The following is a 16,892-nucleotide window of genomic DNA, read 5'->3' on the forward strand; positions in this document are numbered from 1 at the left end:
CCACTTTAATCATTAAATCCAAAGCTAAAATTTAATTAGCTAGATCGAACATTATGCCGAATACAAATAATAAAAAACCACCCATTTTCAGGGTGGTTCATTTTTATAATATTTTACTGAATACGTAAACCAAGCATTGCTCGTTGTCCTTGACGAATAATCCCAACTCGCGCAACTGTATTTTTCGGCAAATTCGAAACAACTTTTGCAAAATCCTGACTGTTCAAAATCTGAGTATTATTAACCTGAATAATCACATCGCCAGGAATGATATTTGACAATGATGCTAATCCACCACGGCGGACATCTTGTACATAAATACCACCTTTTATACCTAAAGCATTTTTCTCTGGCACAGCGAGATCACGAATACTCATTCCCAATACTGGACCTTTAGAAGCAGAGGCTTGATTACCGGTAGCAGGTGTTTCATCAGGTGCAGTTGCTAGTGTTGCCGAGATATTTCGGGTTTTATCATCGCGTAAAACTTCAAACTGAACAGTTTGGTTTGGTTGTACTTTATTTAATGCATAAAGCAAATCACTAGTACGCAGTACAGAAGCACCATTTAATTTTAGAATAACATCGCCAGCCCTAAGCCCTGCTTTTTGTGCAGGTGAATTTGGAGAAACCTGAGTAATCAGAGCACCTTCCGGTTTAGGTAATTTATAGGCATCTGCAAGGTTACGGTCAATATCTTGCATCATAACGCCTAGGTAGGAACGAGTCACTTTCCCTTTCGTTTTAAGCTGTTCAGCTACATCCATCGCAACATCAATTGGAATAGAGAAAGATAAGCCCATATACCCCCCCGTACCACTAAAGATACGTGAGTTCACGCCGACAACTTCACCATTTTGGTTAAACAATGGACCACCTGAGTTACCAGGGTTCAACGCCACATCGGTTTGAATAAATGGTACAGAGGTTTCACCGCTCATGTTACGTGATTTAGCGCTGACAATACCTGCCGAAGCTGAATAATCAAAACCAAATGGTGAACCAATTGCTAAAACCGGCTCTCCTACACGTAAACGGTCAACATTTCCTACGCGTAAAGCAGGATAGTTAGTTCCGTTTACCTTTAATAATGCAACGTCTGTCCGCTCATCACTACCGACCACTGTTGCATCAATTTCACGACGGTCATTTAAAGTAATACTGATGCGGGAAGCATTTTCAATTACATGGTGGTTCGTAAGTAAATAACCATCTTTACTAATAAAGAACGCGCTACCATATGCAGTTTTCTCTTGAGGACCTTGTTGCTGTGGAATGATGACCTGATTACCAAAGAAACGTTTTAAAATTTCAGGAACTTGCTGTTGTAACAGTTCATCCTGAGTCATTTTTTTTACAACGTTTACACTCACCACAGCCGGACTAACTTGTTCAACGAGGTTTGAAAAATCAACAGCAGCATTTGCTTGAACAGCAGCAACTGTAAATACCGCTGCATACATTCCTTGTTGTAAATAGCGAGATTTCATTCGGTGCTCACCCACAATTGGTCTACGAGAATAAGAATAAAACTTTTGTATCACAATGCTTTGGAATTGTGCGTAACAATATGTTTATTTGTAAGGCATCCTCATCACGTTTATTTTACACATTGCAATTTTTTAAGCTAATTGCAATTTTTCTGTGACTTAGAGCGCTTAAGCTCTTGCCTTTTTAGGTAAAAAGGGGTGTCATTAGCGGACGTTTTAAATTGATGCGAATGGACATGCCTAATCAACAGACAATTCACCACTTTGACGTGATTATTGTGGGCAGTGGCGGTGCTGGTTTAAGTCTGGCTTTATCGTTACCAAGTCATTTTAATATTGCAGTTTTAGCTAAAGCTGCTTTAACTGAAGCAAGTACCTTCTATGCACAAGGTGGTGTTGCTGCAGTACTTGATGAAACTGACTCTATTCAACAACACATTAATGACACTATGATTGCAGGTGCTCATTTATGTGAAATGGATGCAGTCCAGCATACTGTAGAAGGCGGCCGTCCTTCTGTTGATTTCCTTTTAAAGCAAGGTGTGCAGTTTACCTTAGATGAAGATGAACAGCTTCATTTGACTCGTGAAGGTGGCCATTCGCAGCGCCGTATTATTCATTCTGCTGATGCAACTGGCAAAGCTATTTCAACCACTTTGGTTGAACGCGCCAAAGAACGTAAAAACATCACTATTTTTGAAAACTATATTGCGATTGATTTAATCACGTCGCATAAGTTAGGTCATACAGAGCAGGCAAATCGTGCTATTGGTTTGTATGCACTAGATGAAAGTACTGAAAAAGTTCATACCTTCCTTGCCCCATTTACCGCACTTGCTTGCGGCGGCGCAATGAAAGCTTACCTTTATACATCTAATCCGGATATTGCTACTGGTGACGGTATTGCGATGGCATACCGTGCAGGTTGCCGTGTTGCCAATATGGAATTTAACCAGTTCCATCCAACCTGCCTTTACCACCCGCAAGCACGCTCTTTCTTAATTACTGAAGCCATGCGTGGTGAAGGTGCTTACTTACGTTTACCAGATGGCGAACGTTTTATGCTACGTTTTGACGATCGTGCAGAGTTGGCTCCTCGCGATATTGTGGCACGTACCATTGACCATGAAATTAAACGTCTCGGTATTCGCCATGTGTGGTTAGACATTACACACAAATCACCGGATTTTATTAAAGAGCACTTCCCTACACTTTATGCACGATTGCTTGAGCTAGGTATCGACATCACTAAAGATATGATTCCAGTGGTGCCGGCTGCACACTATACCTGTGGTGGTGTTGTGGTTGACTCAAATAGCCAGACTGATATTGAAGGTCTATATGCAATTGGTGAAACCTCTTATACGGGTTTACATGGTGCAAACCGTATGGCGAGCAACTCATTACTTGAATGCTTCGTTTATGGCATGAGTGCAGCAAAAGATATCGAAAGTAAGTTTGATAAAAACTTCAAATTACCGGAAGTACCCACTTGGGACGATTCTCAAGTAACCAATCCAGATGAAGATGTCGTGATTTTACAAAACTGGGATGAGTTACGCTCGACCATGTGGAACTACGTTGGTATTGTAAGAACCACAAAACGTTTAGAACGTGCTTTACACCGTATTGAGATGTTAAAGCGCGAAATTACTGAATATTATCAAGATTATCGTGTCAGCAAAAACCTGATTGAATTGCGTAATCTTGTACTTGTTTCCGAAATGATTGTTCGTTGTGCTATGCACCGTAAAGAATCACGTGGCTTACATTACACACTTGATTATCCGGAAACTTCGAGTGAGATTCGTAAAACGGTTCTGACGCCTCCAAACTTTGCAGTAGAGCAACCTTTGGTGAATACGAGTGTATAAATAGTTTTTTATAAAAAAGCACGGTTCATGCCGTGCTTTTTTATTACTTAAGATTTATGGTCTAGGAGGAATTGAGTAAGTCGCGGTCACATGTGCCACGGGTTCCTCTTGCCCTACTGAATAAATCCAGACCTCACCTACGACTAAGCTCTTTCCTACTTTCATGAGCTTACATTCACTGCGTAAGTCTTGATCACCTGCGGGTTTTCTCAGGAAATTAATATTAAAATTGGTGGTTACAGCTAAACCAATAATTCCAATTTCACCGAGTATTGCAATATATAAAGCAAAGTCTGCCAAAGTCATCATAGTCGGGCCAGATATAGTACCACCCGGACGTTGATGTCTTTGGTCAACGTGATAATAAACAACGGCAGCTTTAGAAGTCACTGATTCAATCGTGCAATGTTCCAAACTTTGTGGGAATTCCTTTTCAAGAAATGCCACAATTTCTTCTTTTGAGCTTTTCATCCTTGTTATTCTTCAATTTTAGACAGTAATTAAAATAGCATAAGATACTGCCCAATATTTTCTATGACGTTTAAAACCAGATTTCTTGTCATTTTTCACCACTCCCCAAAAATATGAGAGTGGCTAATCCCATAGCTTATGCTAAATATTGCAAAGCTTGCTCGAATACCTGATCAGGACTTTGGGTAGCATCTAAACGTTTAATACGCTCAGGCTCAGCTTTCCATAAGGTTTCATATCCTTCACGAACCTTGGTAAAGAAGCTTAACTTTTCCTGTTCAAAACGGTCTAAAGCTCCGCGTTCACGTGCACGGTTCATACCGAGTTCAATCGGCGCATCTAACCAAAAAGTCACTTCTGGCATGCGTGAAACGAAGTTCTGGTTTAAAAGCTGTAATTTGTCTTGGCTTAAACCACGACCGGAACATTGATAAGCAAAACTCGCATCGGTAAAACGGTCACTTAATACAATTTTATTAGACTCTAATGCTGGCAAAATAACTTGTTGTAAGTGTTGAGCTCGTGCCGCATAAATTAAGAGCAACTCAGTATCATGACTCATATTTTCATCATGATTCACTGCCAAAAGCATAGAACGGATTTGTTCTGCGAGCGGTGTTCCACCCGGCTCTCGAGTTAAAACAACTTGTTTGCCTTGTTCTTCAAAATGCTGATGAATTTTTCGAATGAGTGTAGTTTTTCCTACCCCTTCCGTGCCTTCAAAGCTAATAAACATCTCTTTTCCTTATTTCTTCGATCTCAACACGGATAAATACTCTTGCACTGCTTGGTTATGTGCTTGCAAGTCTGCCGTAAATTTATGTCCACCATTACCAGTCGCTACAAAATAGATGTTATTTGAATCATCTGGATGTAACGCAGCCTCAATGGCTTTTTGGCTTGGCAGCGCAATTGGAGTTGGCGGTAACCCATTAATTGTATAGGTATTATATGGTGTTGGTGTACGTAAGTCTTCGCGAGTAATGTTACCCTTATAGTTTGCACCCATACCATAAATTACGGTTGGATCAGTCTGTAAACGCATACCGAGTTTTAAACGGCGCACGAAAACCCCTGAAACTTGTGTAAGTTCGCTATCGAGGCTCGTTTCTTTTTCAACAATAGAAGCCATGATTAAAGCTTCATACTTATCTTTATAAGGTAAATTCGGTGCCCGCTTTGCCCAAGCCGCATCTAAGGCTTTCATTTGACGATGGTATAAATCAGTCAGGATTTTCTTATCGGTCTCACCTTTAGCAAAGAAATAAGTGTTGGGTGCAAACAGACCTTCAGGATGATGATAAGGAATACCTAAAGCCTTCATAAGCTGGTCATCTGGTAAATCCAATATCGTATTTTTTACATTTTTATCGTTTTTTAGTGCTGTAATCAGCTGCTTAAAAGTTGTTCCTTCAATCACTAGAACACGGTTCATCTGGGCATTATCAGCATCAGATAACATTTCTAATACTTGTCTTACGCTCATTCCCTGCTCTATCTCATATACACCAGCTTTCATACTGTCATGAATCATAAACTTTTGATAAAGCTTAAGTACAATTGGGAAATGGATTTTATTTTCTTTGGCTAAGCGATCAATAAAACCAGAATAGGTCTCACCTGATGTGATCGATAGCATCTGCTTTTTCCCTTCAATAGGATAAGCTTTAAATAAACTTGACCATAAAATAGCAAAAATAGAAATTAAAACGATAAAACAGCCAATCAGCACTAACTTTTTTGGAAAATTAGATGCTGTTTTCTTGCCCTTTTTTTTAGCATTTTTTGCTTTCGCATTCACAGGTGGCTTCGGCATATTAATGAATCTGATTCAAGTTAAGAGTATGAAATAAATTTAGGCACGCCTGTGACTCTAGAATTTGTTCACTGATTTGAGTAACTACTCGCATTGGATGTAAAGCATTACAAAAGAATAGACTCTGTATTTGTGGTACTTCATCTAGCTCAATTATTCTGACTTCACAGGCAATTCCGTAGTGCTGCATACGCGCCAAAATTTCTGCACGCATCACACCGTGGACGCCATTATAGCGAAGTTCCGGAGTAATCCATCTATCATTTAAACGAATAAAACAATTACTGCTTACCCCTTCAACAATATAACCTTGTACATCAGTTACTAAAGCTTCAACCCAGCCTTGTTGATCTGCTTCTTTTTTTAGCAATACCTGCTCAAGACGGTTTAAGGATTTAAGCCCAACTAAACTCGGCATGGTTAAACCTAAAGCCTGATTTAAAACACCACACTGTATAAAATCTGGCTGGAACTGCTCCAATGCTTTTGGATAAAACCAGATATAAATATCTGCCGCATGCTTTGGCAAACTATAGCCACGATCACCTTCACCACGGCTAATCACAATTTTTAAAGTCCCGTTGAGCACGAGATTCTGATTTTGTAGATGCTGCAAACTTTGTTCGATTAACTCAAAATCTGCAACCAAAGATAATTTTTGGCAAGCAAGTTTTAGACGTTCCCAGTGCCGTGCTTTAAGCTCAATCTTATTTTGAAAAACACGAATTGTGGTAAAGCAGCCATCCCCATAATGAAATGCCCGGTCCAATAAAGGAATGGTCTCTACAGGTTGTCCATTTTTAAAACACCACATGCTCAATCCGTCCTTTATTTAAAACTACCCAACAATACAACACCTTTCATTTAATTAATAAATGACTGATTTTAAAAAATTATACCGATTTAAGAGAAACTTTTGAAACTTGTTATATATCAAGATTTAAGAATAACTTATCCATTTTTATTATTTCTATATTTTTCATATTAAATTCGTTTTTTATTATTTTTTTAGAATAAAGACTAGCGCTATTCTGCGTTCATGTTTTGAACATTTCGTATTTTTTGAGGGGTTATCTCATGCGTTTTTCTCAGTTAAAAGTCGGGGTTATTGCTGCATTACTTTCTGTTTCATCGTTTGCAGCTCAAGAATTCTTAAACGTTTCTTACGATCCAACTCGCGAGTTATATACAGATTTCAACAAACAGTTCGGTACTTACTGGAAACAGCGTACCGGTCAAGATATTGAGTTTAAACAGTCACACGGTGGTTCTGGTAAACAGGCCCGCGCTGTAATCGACGGCTTAAATGCAGATGTTGTGACATTAGCACTTGCTGCTGATATTGATGAAATTGCTGAAAAAGCAAAATTGCTTCCAACAGACTGGCAGAAAAAGTTACCGCAAAACTCTACTCCGTACACATCAACTATCGTGTTTTTAGTTCGTAAGGGTAACCCTAAACAAATTAAAGATTGGGGTGACTTAATCAAGCCAGGCGTGGAAATTATTACGCCAAACCCGAAAACTTCTGGTGGTGCACGTTGGAACTATCTTGCAGCTTGGGCTTGGGCAAAACATCAAGCAGGTGGTAACGATGCAAAAGCACAAGAATTTGTTCGCCAAATTTATAAACACACCAAAGTTTTAGATTCAGGCGCCCGTGGTGCAACTACTACATTTGCTGAACGCGGAATTGGTGACGTATTACTGGCTTGGGAAAATGAAGCACATTTAGCTATCCGTGAACAACCAGGCAAGTTTGAGATTGTGACGCCATCTTTATCTATTTTGGCTGAGCCGCCAGTTGCAATTGTTGAAAAAAATGCAGCGAAAAAAGGCAACTTAACTATTGCAAAAGGTTACCTCAACTATTTGTACTCACCTGCTGGTCAAGAAATTGCAGCACGTAATTTCTACCGTCCTCGCAATGCAGCTGTACTCAAAAAATACAGCAATGTATTTAAGCCATTGAAACTTGTCACCATTGATAAAGAGTTTGGCGGCTGGACAAAAGTACAAAAGCAACACTTTGATAATGGTGGTGTTTTCGATCAAATCGTGAAAATCAATAGTGCAGAGAAGTAATTCTTTGTTCTAACGATAAGGAGAACAGACATGACACATACTGTAATTGTTCCGGGTGTAGGTGGAAGTGAACATCAACATTGGCAATCTTGGTTGCAGCGTCAACTCGTGTCTAGTTCTCGCGTTGAGCAAAAAAACTGGGATAGACCCGTATTAAGCGAATGGATTGAGCAATTCGTTAACACAGTTCAAGCAGTACAAACACCAGTCCAAATTGTTGCGCATAGTTTCGGCTGCCTAACTAGTGTTGCTGCCTTAGCAGAGCATCCAGAGTTACAACTTCAAGTTAAAAAACTGATTTTGGTTGCTCCTGCAAATCCGGCACGTTTTGGTGAAGCGGGATTTGCCCGTCATAGTTTGACTGACTACAAAGATTATTTTCATCAGCTAAAAATTAATGTGCCTGCAACGCTACTCATTAGTGAAAATGATCCATGGTTAGACTTTTTTGATGCTTTACAGCTTGCGAAATCTTGGCAATTAACCCCGATTAACCTTGGACAAGTCGGTCATATTAATGTTGCTTCAGGCTTTGGTCCATTTCCTGACTTACTGAATCATCTACTTCCTGAAGATTCGATGTGTAGCCACTCATCTATTGATCCGGTAAAGACACATTTCTCTTTGAAATTTGCTTAATACCTAGCTTTATACCGCGCCGTTTATCTTTATTTATTCGCTTACTGGTTTCAGCAGGCTTTTCTCTTTGAGGAAATATCATGTCGCAGCGATCCCGAGTGCTGCCTGGGTTTGGTCTATCATTGGGCTTCACCCTCGCTTACGTTTCTTTTATTGTGCTTATTCCATTAGCCGCAGTCTTTATCAAATCATTTGGAATCGGATGGGACGGACTATGGGAAATTTTAACCTCTGAGCGTATTTTAAAATCGCTTCAACTCAGCTTTAGCTCAGCCTTAATTGCGGCGTTTATTAATGTTGTTTTTGGGCTACTTTTAGCTTGGTGCCTTGTCCGTTATAACTTTCCCGGAAAGCGTCTGGTTGATGCCTTAGTGGACTTACCTTTTGCACTTCCAACAGCGGTTGCAGGCATTGCGTTGACCTCACTCTATGCGCCGACAGGCTGGATCGGTCAATATTTAGAACCACTTGGTATTCAGGTTGCATATACCCCCATCGGGATTACGCTAGCTTTAGTATTTATCGGTATTCCTTTTATTGTTCGAACCGTTCAACCGGTATTAAGCGATATTGAAACTGAACTTGAAGAAGCGGCTTCCGCACTCGGTGCAAATCGTTGGCAGACCATTACCAAAATTATTTTACCAATATTACTCCCTGCCCTATTTACAGGCTTTGCTTTAGCATTTGCTCGCGGTGTAGGTGAATATGGTTCTGTAATTTTCATTGCAGGTAACCAGCCGTTCAAAACTGAAATTGCTCCGCTTATGATCATTTCTCGCCTCGAAGAATATGACTATGCAGGTGCCACGACTATTGCAGCAGTGATGTTGGTTCTCTCTTTCATTATTTTATTTGTCATTAACTTACTTCAAGCATGGGCAAACCGTCGTACAGGGAGAAATGTCACATGAACCTACATACCGACAGCAATGCACTTGCCTTGAAATTGCAATCTCGTGACGCGACACGTGAACCAACTTGGGTACGTTATACGCTTATTACAATTGCACTGATTTTTTTCCTTAGCTGCCTCATGTTGCCACTTATTCTGGTTTTTGTTGAAGCATTTAAACAAGGTCTTGAAGTCTATGTTCAAGCTTTAATTGATCCAGATACGTTATCAGCAGTGAAATTAACACTATTGACCGCAGCAATTGCCGTTCCGATTAATGTGATATTTGGTGTTGCCGCTGCATGGGCTGTTTCCAAATTTCAGTTTAAAGGTAAAGCAATTTTAACCACCATTATTGATATGCCTTTTTCAGTCTCACCTGTTATTGCAGGTTTAATGATTGTACTGATTTTCGGTGCTCAAGGCTGGTTAGGCGGTTGGCTCATGGAACATGACATCAAGATTCTATATGCCGTACCTGCCATTGTTTTAGCGACCATCTTTATTACAGTTCCATTTGTGGCGCGTGAGTTAATTCCACTTATGGAAGCGCAAGGAACTGAAGAAGAGGAAGCAGCGATTGTACTCGGTGCATCAGGCTGGCAAACCTTTTGGAAAGTCACACTCCCTAACATTAAATGGGGTCTGATTTACGGCGTGATTTTGTGTAATGCCCGTGCAATGGGTGAGTTTGGAGCAGTATCAGTAGTTTCCGGCCACATCCGTGGTGAGACCAATACCCTACCTCTTCATGTCGAAATTTTATATAACGAGTACACCTTTAGCGCAGCTTTTGCGGTGTCCTCACTACTTGCTTTCTTGGCACTATTAACACTGATTTTAAAAACCTGGTTAGAACTACATCAAGACAAACCAGAACCACATTCAACTGATTCGTAAGGAATGAAATCATGAGTATTCAAGTTAAAAATATTGAAAAACACTTTGGTGCATTCCATGCGCTTAAAAATATTTCACTCGATTTCCCAGAAGGTGAACTGGTTGCCTTACTCGGCCCATCTGGCTGCGGTAAAACGACGCTACTTCGTATTATTGCGGGTTTAGAGTCAGCAGATGGCGGTCAAGTCTTACTAGAAGGCGAAGATGCAACCAATGTACATGTCCGTGAACGTCAGGTCGGTTTTGTTTTTCAGCACTATGCTTTATTCCGTCATATGACCGTATTTGACAATATTGCCTTTGGTTTACGTGTCCGTCCTCGTGCCACACGCCCATCGGAAGCCGAAATTAAAAAACGAGTGACTCGTCTGCTTGATCTGGTTCAACTGGGCTTTTTAGCAGACCGTTATCCAGCCCAGCTTTCTGGTGGTCAACGCCAACGTATTGCCTTAGCTCGTGCACTTGCCGTAGAACCTCGTGTGTTATTGCTTGATGAACCATTTGGTGCACTAGATGCTAAGGTTCGTAAAGAATTACGCCGCTGGTTACGTAACTTGCATGATGAGCTGCATATCACTTCAATTTTCGTAACCCATGACCAGGAAGAGGCACTTGAAGTAGCAGACCAAATTATTGTGATGAATAAAGGTAACGTCGAACAAATTGGTTCTCCGCGTGAAGTTTACGAAAAACCTGCAACGCCATTTGTATTTGATTTCTTGGGTCAAGCAAATCGTTTTGAAGGTGAACATGCAAGCGGTATTATCCGTATTGGTAATGATCGTATCGAATTACCGACCACAGTTCAGGCTCCACAAGGAAAAGTAATTGCTTTTGCCCGTCCGGATGAGTTACATATTCATGCGCAACCACAGGCAAATACAATTGAAGCAACTTTTGTACGTGAAGTCTGGATTGCTGGAAAAGTAGTGGCGGAATTACAAGATCGTAATGGACGTTTAATTGAGATTGCTCTGAGCAGTGAAGCTGCAAAACAACATGCATTTAAACCAAATCAAACTGTTTGGGTAAGTGCATCTCAACTTCACCTATTTGCAGATCAAGTTGCTTAAGGAATTATTTGGTGAGGAGCCATCTCGCGGTATTTAAAGCCGTTCCTCACCTCTTTTGAGGAAAAGTGTAAATGAACTTTCAACAATTAAGAATTATCCGAGAAACAGTACGCCAAAACTTTAATTTAACGGAAGCATCTGCCGCGTTATACACCTCTCAATCAGGTGTAAGTAAACATATTAAAGATTTAGAAGATGAATTAGGCGTACAACTTTTCGTCCGTAAAGGTAAACGTCTGCTTGGTTTAACTGAACCCGGTCAATCACTCCTTAGCATTGTAGAACGCATGCTTGTAGATGCTGAAAATATTAAACGTCTTGCCGATGATTTTAATAAAGTGGACGAAGGTACTTTAACGATTGCAACAACTCATACTCAAGCACGTTATGTATTACCACCAATCGTCAATCAATTTAAGAAACTATTTCCAAAAGTTCATTTGATTTTGCAACAAGCAAGTCCTGTCGAAATTGCAGAAATGCTTTTACAAGGTGAAGCTGATATTGGTATCGCGACAGAGTCTTTAACAACTGAAGAAAATTTAGCAAGTATTCCATACTATCAATGGCAGCACAGCATTATCACTCCTCAAGATCACCCACTTACACAGCTCGATAAAATTGATCTTGATGCTTTATCTGAATACCCACTAATTACTTATCACGGCGGTTTTACAGGTCGTTCAAAGATCGATAAAGCATTTGAAGATGCACAAATTGATGCCGATATTGTAATGTCTGCGCTTGATGCCGATGTTATCAAAACTTACGTTGAACTCGGAATGGGCGTCGGAATTGTCAATGATGTCGCTTACGATGCAGAGCGTGACTATCGTTTAAAACAGATTAAAACTGATATCTTTGGTGTCAACACCACATGGATTGCTGTTCGCAAAGGCCATTTATTACGTGGTTATGGTTATGAGTTTATTTCTTTATGCTCACCTGATGCTGACATTAAAGCATTGAAAAAAATTGCCTATCCAGATGAATAAAATTTAAGGGAAAAATAAAAGAGTTACGTAAGTAGCTCTTTTATTTTTAGACATAAAAAAACGAGCCGAAGCTCGTTTTTTTAAGCTTTATTACCAGAAGAAGTTCACACCAACTTTACCAACTGGCAACCATTGATATTTATCGTCGTTACGGATTTTATTTTCTTCAGCACGTAAATCTTTATCAAAGTCAGCACCGTTAACATTAACAAAAGTACCATTTGATTTAAGATTTACTGTTGGGTTACCAGTATAGTAAGCACCTACTTCACCGAATACGCCCCAGTTTTTATTGATTTTAGGTGCAAAACCAAAACCTAAATAAGGAGCGATATCATTTTTATAACTTAATTTACCATCCACTGACCCATTAAAGTTATAATTATTACCATTTACTTTAATAGTCCCATCTTGTGAACGTTTAGTTAGGTCATAATCGTTATCTAAATACGCCGCACCTGCAGCTACATATAAGCCTTGAGCCCAACGGTTAGTACTTGCACCCCATGGGCGAATTTCGGCATTTAAATATACGTTGTTATTATCCATATCAACGTCATATTTAGTACCATTAATTGATAAGTCATCTCGCCAAGAAATGTCACCGCCGTTATAACCCAATGCTAAACCTACATATGGGTTTGCTTGCCATAACAAAGCACCACCGTAACCTGTAGTACCTACTTCAGCACGAGCGCCTACTGGAATTAATTGGTTTTTATCGAATGCATAGCTGTCATGAACAACAGCTTCATCCGCCATTGCAGCACCAGCAGCAAGTAAAGCTGTAGTTGTCACTAAAACACGTAATACTTTCATCGTTTTCTCCTTAAGAAAAGGCTCTGTTTTTAATTTATTCAGCTTGTGACAAAAATTATATTCAAGAGCATAGATTCTTTTTTATACAAAAACTGCTAGATTTCTGTTATTTTTTGATACAAATTGAGTTAAATTTTTATTTTCAAATCATTTTTGTGTAAAAAACACTTGATTATCTAATAAGCTTATTTTGATTTAACTCATTTATATCTCAATTAAACGTAACACGTTTTTTCAAAGATTCTTGTCACAAATTAGTGTAAAATCTTTAAAATTTTTTATGGAAGGAAGATCATGTCTCAGCTTTCTACGATCATTGAGCAAGCATTTGAAGACCGCGCAAATTTTACTGCAGCAGATTGCCCAAGCGAAATTCGCCAAGCTGTTGAAGAAGCAATTGCTGGTTTAGATAACGGTACACTTCGAGTTGCAGAAAAAATCAATGGTGAATGGGTTGTTCATCAATGGTTAAAAAAAGCTGTTTTATTATCATTTAAACTTAATGACAATAAACCAATCGAGTCATGTGATCTTCGTTTCTACGACAAAGTTGAAACTAAATTCTCTGGTTGGACTGAAGAGCAATTTAAAGCTGCGGGCGTTCGTGTTGTTCCTCCTGCTGTTGCTCGTCGTGGTAGTTTCCAAGCTAAAAATGTGGTGTTAATGCCATCTTATGTCAACATTGGTGCTTACGTAGATGAAGGCACAATGGTTGATACATGGGCAACTGTAGGTTCATGTGCTCAAATCGGTAAAAACGTTCACTTATCAGGTGGTGTTGGTATCGGTGGTGTTTTAGAACCATTACAAGCTAACCCAACCATTATTGAAGACAACTGTTTTATCGGCGCACGTTCTGAAATCGTTGAAGGTGTTATTGTCGAAGAAGGCTCTGTTATTTCTATGGGTGTTTATATCGGTCAATCTACACGCATTTATGATCGTGAGACTGGTGAAATCCATTACGGCCGTGTTCCTGCTGGCTCAGTTGTTGTACCAGGTAACTTACCGTCAGCTGATGGTAAATACAGTTTATACGCTGCAATTATCGTGAAAAAAGTTGATGCACAAACACGTGCAAAAACAAGTTTGAACGATTTGTTACGCGCTGACTAATTTCAGTTTGATCAAACATCTCTACGATCAACACTGATCGTAGAGATTTTATTTTTTATATAGTGTGGTATTTCTAGAATGGCTTCCTTACGTTCCTCTGCAATTCCTGTCTCTGACCCTGCGTCCGGTCTACGCATTACCGAGATTTTTTACTCCTTGCAGGGTGAAGCAAATGCCTCTGGTCTACCGACTGTATTTATTCGTCTCACAGGTTGCCCTTTACGTTGTAGTTATTGCGACACCACCTATTCTTTTGAAGGTGGCGAACGCTTATCACTTGAGCACATTATTGAAACGGCTGAAAAATATCAAACGCCTTATATTTGTGTGACTGGCGGTGAACCACTTGCACAACCCAATTGCTTAATTTTATTACAACGTTTATGTGACGCCGGTTTTGACGTTTCCCTAGAAACCAGTGGCGCTCTTGATGTATCAAGAGTGGATCCGCGTGTTTCAAAAGTTCTCGACTTAAAGACCCCAACTTCTGGTGAAGAACACCGTAATCTCATCAGTAATCTTGACCATTTAACACCGCGTGACCAAATCAAATTTGTGATTTGTAATCGTGAAGACTATGAATGGTCAAAACAACAAGTTGAACAATATCAACTGCAAACCAAAGTCAGTACTGTTTGGTTCTCCCCTGCTTTTGCGGTTGAAAAAGGTGCTGTTGGCCTGCCACGTTTAGCACGTGATCTGGCACAGTGGATACTGGACGACAAACTACCTGTACGTTTCCAGCTACAGTTACATAAACTGCTCTGGAACGATGAATCAGGTCGCTAATCGTTCAATAAAATAAATCATTCCGAATATGGAGAAAAATATGCGCCCTCGTGCCATTGTTTTACTTTCAGGCGGCTTAGACTCAACCACTTGCCTAGCTTGGGCACAAGCGCGCTATGAATGTATTGCTATTAGTTTTATGTATGGACAACGCTCAACCACTGAACTTGATGCCGCAAAAGCATTAGCTCAGCGTGCAGGTGTTGAACACCGTGTAATTAATATCGATTTAGCCAATTTAGGCGGGTCTGCACTTACAGATCATAACATTGCTGTACCAGAACAATTACAAGAAGGTATTCCTGTAACTTATGTACCAGCACGTAACACAATTTTCCTCTCTTATGCCTTAGCAGCTGCAGAAGTTTTCAATGCTGAAGCAATTGTTATCGGCATCAATGCTGTTGATTATTCAGGATATCCTGACTGTCGCCCAGAATTTATTGATGCTTTTGCCAATATGGCTCGTTTAGCAACTAAAGCTGGCGTGGAAGGAAAACCTCTTAAATTTGAAACACCCCTGTTACATTTATCCAAAGCGAATATTATACGTTTAGGGATTGAACATGGCGTAGACTATAGTCAAACGGTATCTTGCTACCAAGCAGATGCTCAAGGACGTGCGTGTGGTAAATGTGACAGTTGCCGTTTGCGTAAAGAAGGCTTTATCGATGCTGGTGTTACCGATCCAACACGCTATATACCGCAATAAGTAGGTAAAATTTATGAAGTTGTTAAAATCAAATCTTATTCTTTCATCTTTATTCTCAGCAGCTGCACTTATGGCTGGTTCGGCTCAAGCAGCTGAAAACCCAGTTCAAGCAGCATATAAAAGCACTAACGTTAAAGGTGCATTAATCAACGTTTGTAAAGACCAAACTGCAAAAGGCGGTAAATTAAGTTCAGCAGAAGTAAGCAAATTCTGTAGCTGCCAAGTTGAAGCGCAAGGTAAAGTGACTGAAGCACAAAAATGGGAAATTCAAAGCGCAATCAATGCGAAGAAAAGCCCAAGCTCTTTAGGTTTTGTACAACAGCAAAACCGTGACCTTAAAGCATGTTTCGGTCCTCAGTTAACAACTAAGCTTGAGAAATTAACTGAAGAAGCAATGAAAGCAGCTCAACAACAAGCTCCTAAAAAATAAGCTTTTGTTGCTCCAAATTAAGCCTGCATTTATGCAGGCTTTTTTATAGCTCTGTTAAAATGACACCGATCTCGTCATTCGAAATAAGCCATGCAAGACCAATGGAAAACTAACGCACATAACAGACCGTCAATTGTTTCCTTTAGTGGAGGTAAAGATAGCTCTCTTGCACTTTATCATGCCATGCAAACCGGTAACGTAATTGGTTTAATCGTTATGCTGGAAGAGCAAGGACAACGCTCCCGTTCACATGCAATGCCACTTGATATTATTCAGGCGCAAGCTCAAGCAATTGGCTTACCTGTATTTATGGCATCATCTAGCTGGAATGACTATGAAAATAAATTCATCAACTTACTAAATGAAGCCAAACAAAAAGGTGCTGAGGTACTGGTTACAGGTGATTTAGATATGCCGAAACATGGTTGTTGGCATGATCGTGTTACTCAATCAGTGGGCCTTAAATTAGGAATGCCGCTCTGGCTACGGCCCCATCGTGAAGTTGTTGAAGAATTTATTCAACTTGGGTTTCAGAGTGTAGTTGTGACTGTAAACCTTAAACTCGGGATGAAGGTGGAAGATTTAGGTCAAGTGTTATCGTTAGAATATATACAGGAACTTGAAAACCGTGGAATTGATCCATGTGGAGAAGGCGGTGAATTTCATACCACTGTGATTGATGGTCCAATTTTTAACAAAGCTATTCCTGTAAGAAAGCTCGATATTGTTTATCATGAAGAATATGCTTTTTTACCACTTGAATTAGATCAAATTTAACTTTTAAAGGA

Annotated in this window: 18 protein-coding genes; 12 read left to right on the top strand and 6 right to left on the bottom strand. The window is 39.8% G+C overall.

Translation table 11 applies throughout. From position 1 onward, the window contains the following. Window positions 1–113: 113 nt before the first annotated feature. On the bottom strand, window positions 114–1,490 hold the full coding sequence (locus tag MKL62_RS18345; protein WP_000842416.1) for a Do family serine endopeptidase: 1,377 nt from the start codon (window positions 1,488–1,490) through the stop codon (window positions 114–116). Between the two features lie 230 nt (window positions 1,491–1,720). Between MKL62_RS18345 and nadB the strand changes: the two genes are divergently transcribed. Continuing rightward, window positions 1,721–3,364, top strand: coding sequence for an L-aspartate oxidase (nadB, locus tag MKL62_RS18350; RefSeq protein ID WP_031945795.1), 1,644 nt, complete (start codon window positions 1,721–1,723; stop codon window positions 3,362–3,364). 54 nt (window positions 3,365–3,418) lie between these two features. Here nadB and MKL62_RS18355 read toward each other — a convergent pair whose 3' ends face one another. The 4 genes from MKL62_RS18355 to pabC all read right to left on the bottom strand — a co-directional run bounded on the left by MKL62_RS18355 (window position 3,419) and on the right by pabC (window position 6,465). Continuing rightward, window positions 3,419–3,835 carry a PaaI family thioesterase gene (locus tag MKL62_RS18355; protein ID WP_000842540.1) on the bottom strand — a complete coding sequence of 139 codons (417 nt, stop codon included), beginning with the start codon at window positions 3,833–3,835 and terminating at the stop codon, window positions 3,419–3,421. Window positions 3,836–3,971: 136 nt separating this feature from the next. After that, the gene (gene tmk / locus MKL62_RS18360; RefSeq protein ID WP_000470763.1) at window positions 3,972–4,571 is read right to left on the bottom strand and encodes a dTMP kinase; all 600 of its coding nucleotides are present in this window, start codon (window positions 4,569–4,571) and stop codon (window positions 3,972–3,974) included. A gap of 9 nt (window positions 4,572–4,580) precedes the next feature. Further along, complete coding sequence (gene mltG, locus MKL62_RS18365) at window positions 4,581–5,651, bottom strand: endolytic transglycosylase MltG (protein ID WP_001125860.1); 1,071 nt, start codon at window positions 5,649–5,651, stop codon at window positions 4,581–4,583. Between the two features lies 1 nt (window position 5,652). Further along, window positions 5,653–6,465, bottom strand: coding sequence for an aminodeoxychorismate lyase (gene pabC, locus MKL62_RS18370; protein ID WP_000263427.1), 813 nt, complete (start codon window positions 6,463–6,465; stop codon window positions 5,653–5,655). 263 nt (window positions 6,466–6,728) lie between these two features. On the opposite strand from pabC, the gene MKL62_RS18375 reads away from it, so the two are divergent. The 6 genes from MKL62_RS18375 (at window position 6,729) to MKL62_RS18400 (ending at window position 12,238) form a co-directional block, all read left to right on the top strand. After that, window positions 6,729–7,736: a sulfate ABC transporter substrate-binding protein gene (locus tag MKL62_RS18375; RefSeq protein ID WP_001212600.1), complete on the top strand. Its 1,008-nt coding sequence runs from the start codon at window positions 6,729–6,731 to the stop codon at window positions 7,734–7,736. A gap of 30 nt (window positions 7,737–7,766) precedes the next feature. Further along, the gene (locus MKL62_RS18380) at window positions 7,767–8,375 is read left to right on the top strand and encodes an RBBP9/YdeN family alpha/beta hydrolase (RefSeq protein ID WP_000149921.1); all 609 of its coding nucleotides are present in this window, start codon (window positions 7,767–7,769) and stop codon (window positions 8,373–8,375) included. 80 nt (window positions 8,376–8,455) lie between these two features. After that, window positions 8,456–9,289, top strand: a complete 834-nt coding sequence (cysT, locus tag MKL62_RS18385; protein WP_000083115.1) for a sulfate ABC transporter permease subunit CysT — start codon at window positions 8,456–8,458, stop codon at window positions 9,287–9,289. Continuing rightward, a complete protein-coding gene (gene cysW, locus MKL62_RS18390; RefSeq protein ID WP_001048807.1) occupies window positions 9,286–10,170 on the top strand; it encodes a sulfate ABC transporter permease subunit CysW in 885 nt (294 codons plus the stop codon). The genes cysT and cysW overlap by 4 nt, the downstream gene beginning before the upstream one ends. Before the next feature lie 11 nt (window positions 10,171–10,181). After that, window positions 10,182–11,243: a sulfate/molybdate ABC transporter ATP-binding protein gene (locus MKL62_RS18395; protein WP_000027499.1), complete on the top strand. Its 1,062-nt coding sequence runs from the start codon at window positions 10,182–10,184 to the stop codon at window positions 11,241–11,243. Window positions 11,244–11,314: 71 nt separating this feature from the next. After that, window positions 11,315–12,238 (top strand): CysB family HTH-type transcriptional regulator, encoded by a 924-nt coding sequence (locus tag MKL62_RS18400; protein ID WP_001011052.1) that lies wholly within the window; start codon window positions 11,315–11,317, stop codon window positions 12,236–12,238. A gap of 90 nt (window positions 12,239–12,328) precedes the next feature. On the opposite strand, the gene carO is transcribed toward MKL62_RS18400, so the two are convergent. Continuing rightward, the gene (carO, locus tag MKL62_RS18405; RefSeq protein ID WP_000866518.1) at window positions 12,329–13,057 is read right to left on the bottom strand and encodes an ornithine uptake porin CarO type 4; all 729 of its coding nucleotides are present in this window, start codon (window positions 13,055–13,057) and stop codon (window positions 12,329–12,331) included. 294 nt (window positions 13,058–13,351) lie between these two features. On the opposite strand from carO, the gene dapD reads away from it, so the two are divergent. The 5 genes from dapD (at window position 13,352) to MKL62_RS18430 (ending at window position 16,881) form a co-directional block, all read left to right on the top strand. Beyond that, window positions 13,352–14,173, top strand: a complete 822-nt coding sequence (gene dapD, locus MKL62_RS18410; protein ID WP_000080867.1) for a 2,3,4,5-tetrahydropyridine-2,6-dicarboxylate N-succinyltransferase — start codon at window positions 13,352–13,354, stop codon at window positions 14,171–14,173. Between the two features lie 78 nt (window positions 14,174–14,251). Beyond that, window positions 14,252–14,962 (top strand): 7-carboxy-7-deazaguanine synthase QueE, encoded by a 711-nt coding sequence (gene queE, locus MKL62_RS18415; protein ID WP_000157724.1) that lies wholly within the window; start codon window positions 14,252–14,254, stop codon window positions 14,960–14,962. A 40-nt stretch (window positions 14,963–15,002) separates the two neighbouring features. Continuing rightward, entirely contained in the window at window positions 15,003–15,674 is a 672-nt protein-coding gene (queC, locus tag MKL62_RS18420) for a 7-cyano-7-deazaguanine synthase QueC (protein WP_001247780.1), read from the top strand. Between the two features lie 13 nt (window positions 15,675–15,687). Then, the gene (locus MKL62_RS18425) at window positions 15,688–16,104 is read left to right on the top strand and encodes a hypothetical protein (RefSeq protein ID WP_005128125.1); all 417 of its coding nucleotides are present in this window, start codon (window positions 15,688–15,690) and stop codon (window positions 16,102–16,104) included. Window positions 16,105–16,194: 90 nt separating this feature from the next. Beyond that, complete coding sequence (locus MKL62_RS18430) at window positions 16,195–16,881, top strand: Dph6-related ATP pyrophosphatase (RefSeq protein WP_005128124.1); 687 nt, start codon at window positions 16,195–16,197, stop codon at window positions 16,879–16,881. Window positions 16,882–16,892 lie beyond the last annotated feature (11 nt).

The sequence above is a fragment of the Acinetobacter sp. AOR01_HL genome (assembly GCF_027855455.1).
Taxonomy (GTDB): Bacteria; Pseudomonadota; Gammaproteobacteria; order Pseudomonadales; family Moraxellaceae; genus Acinetobacter; species Acinetobacter baumannii.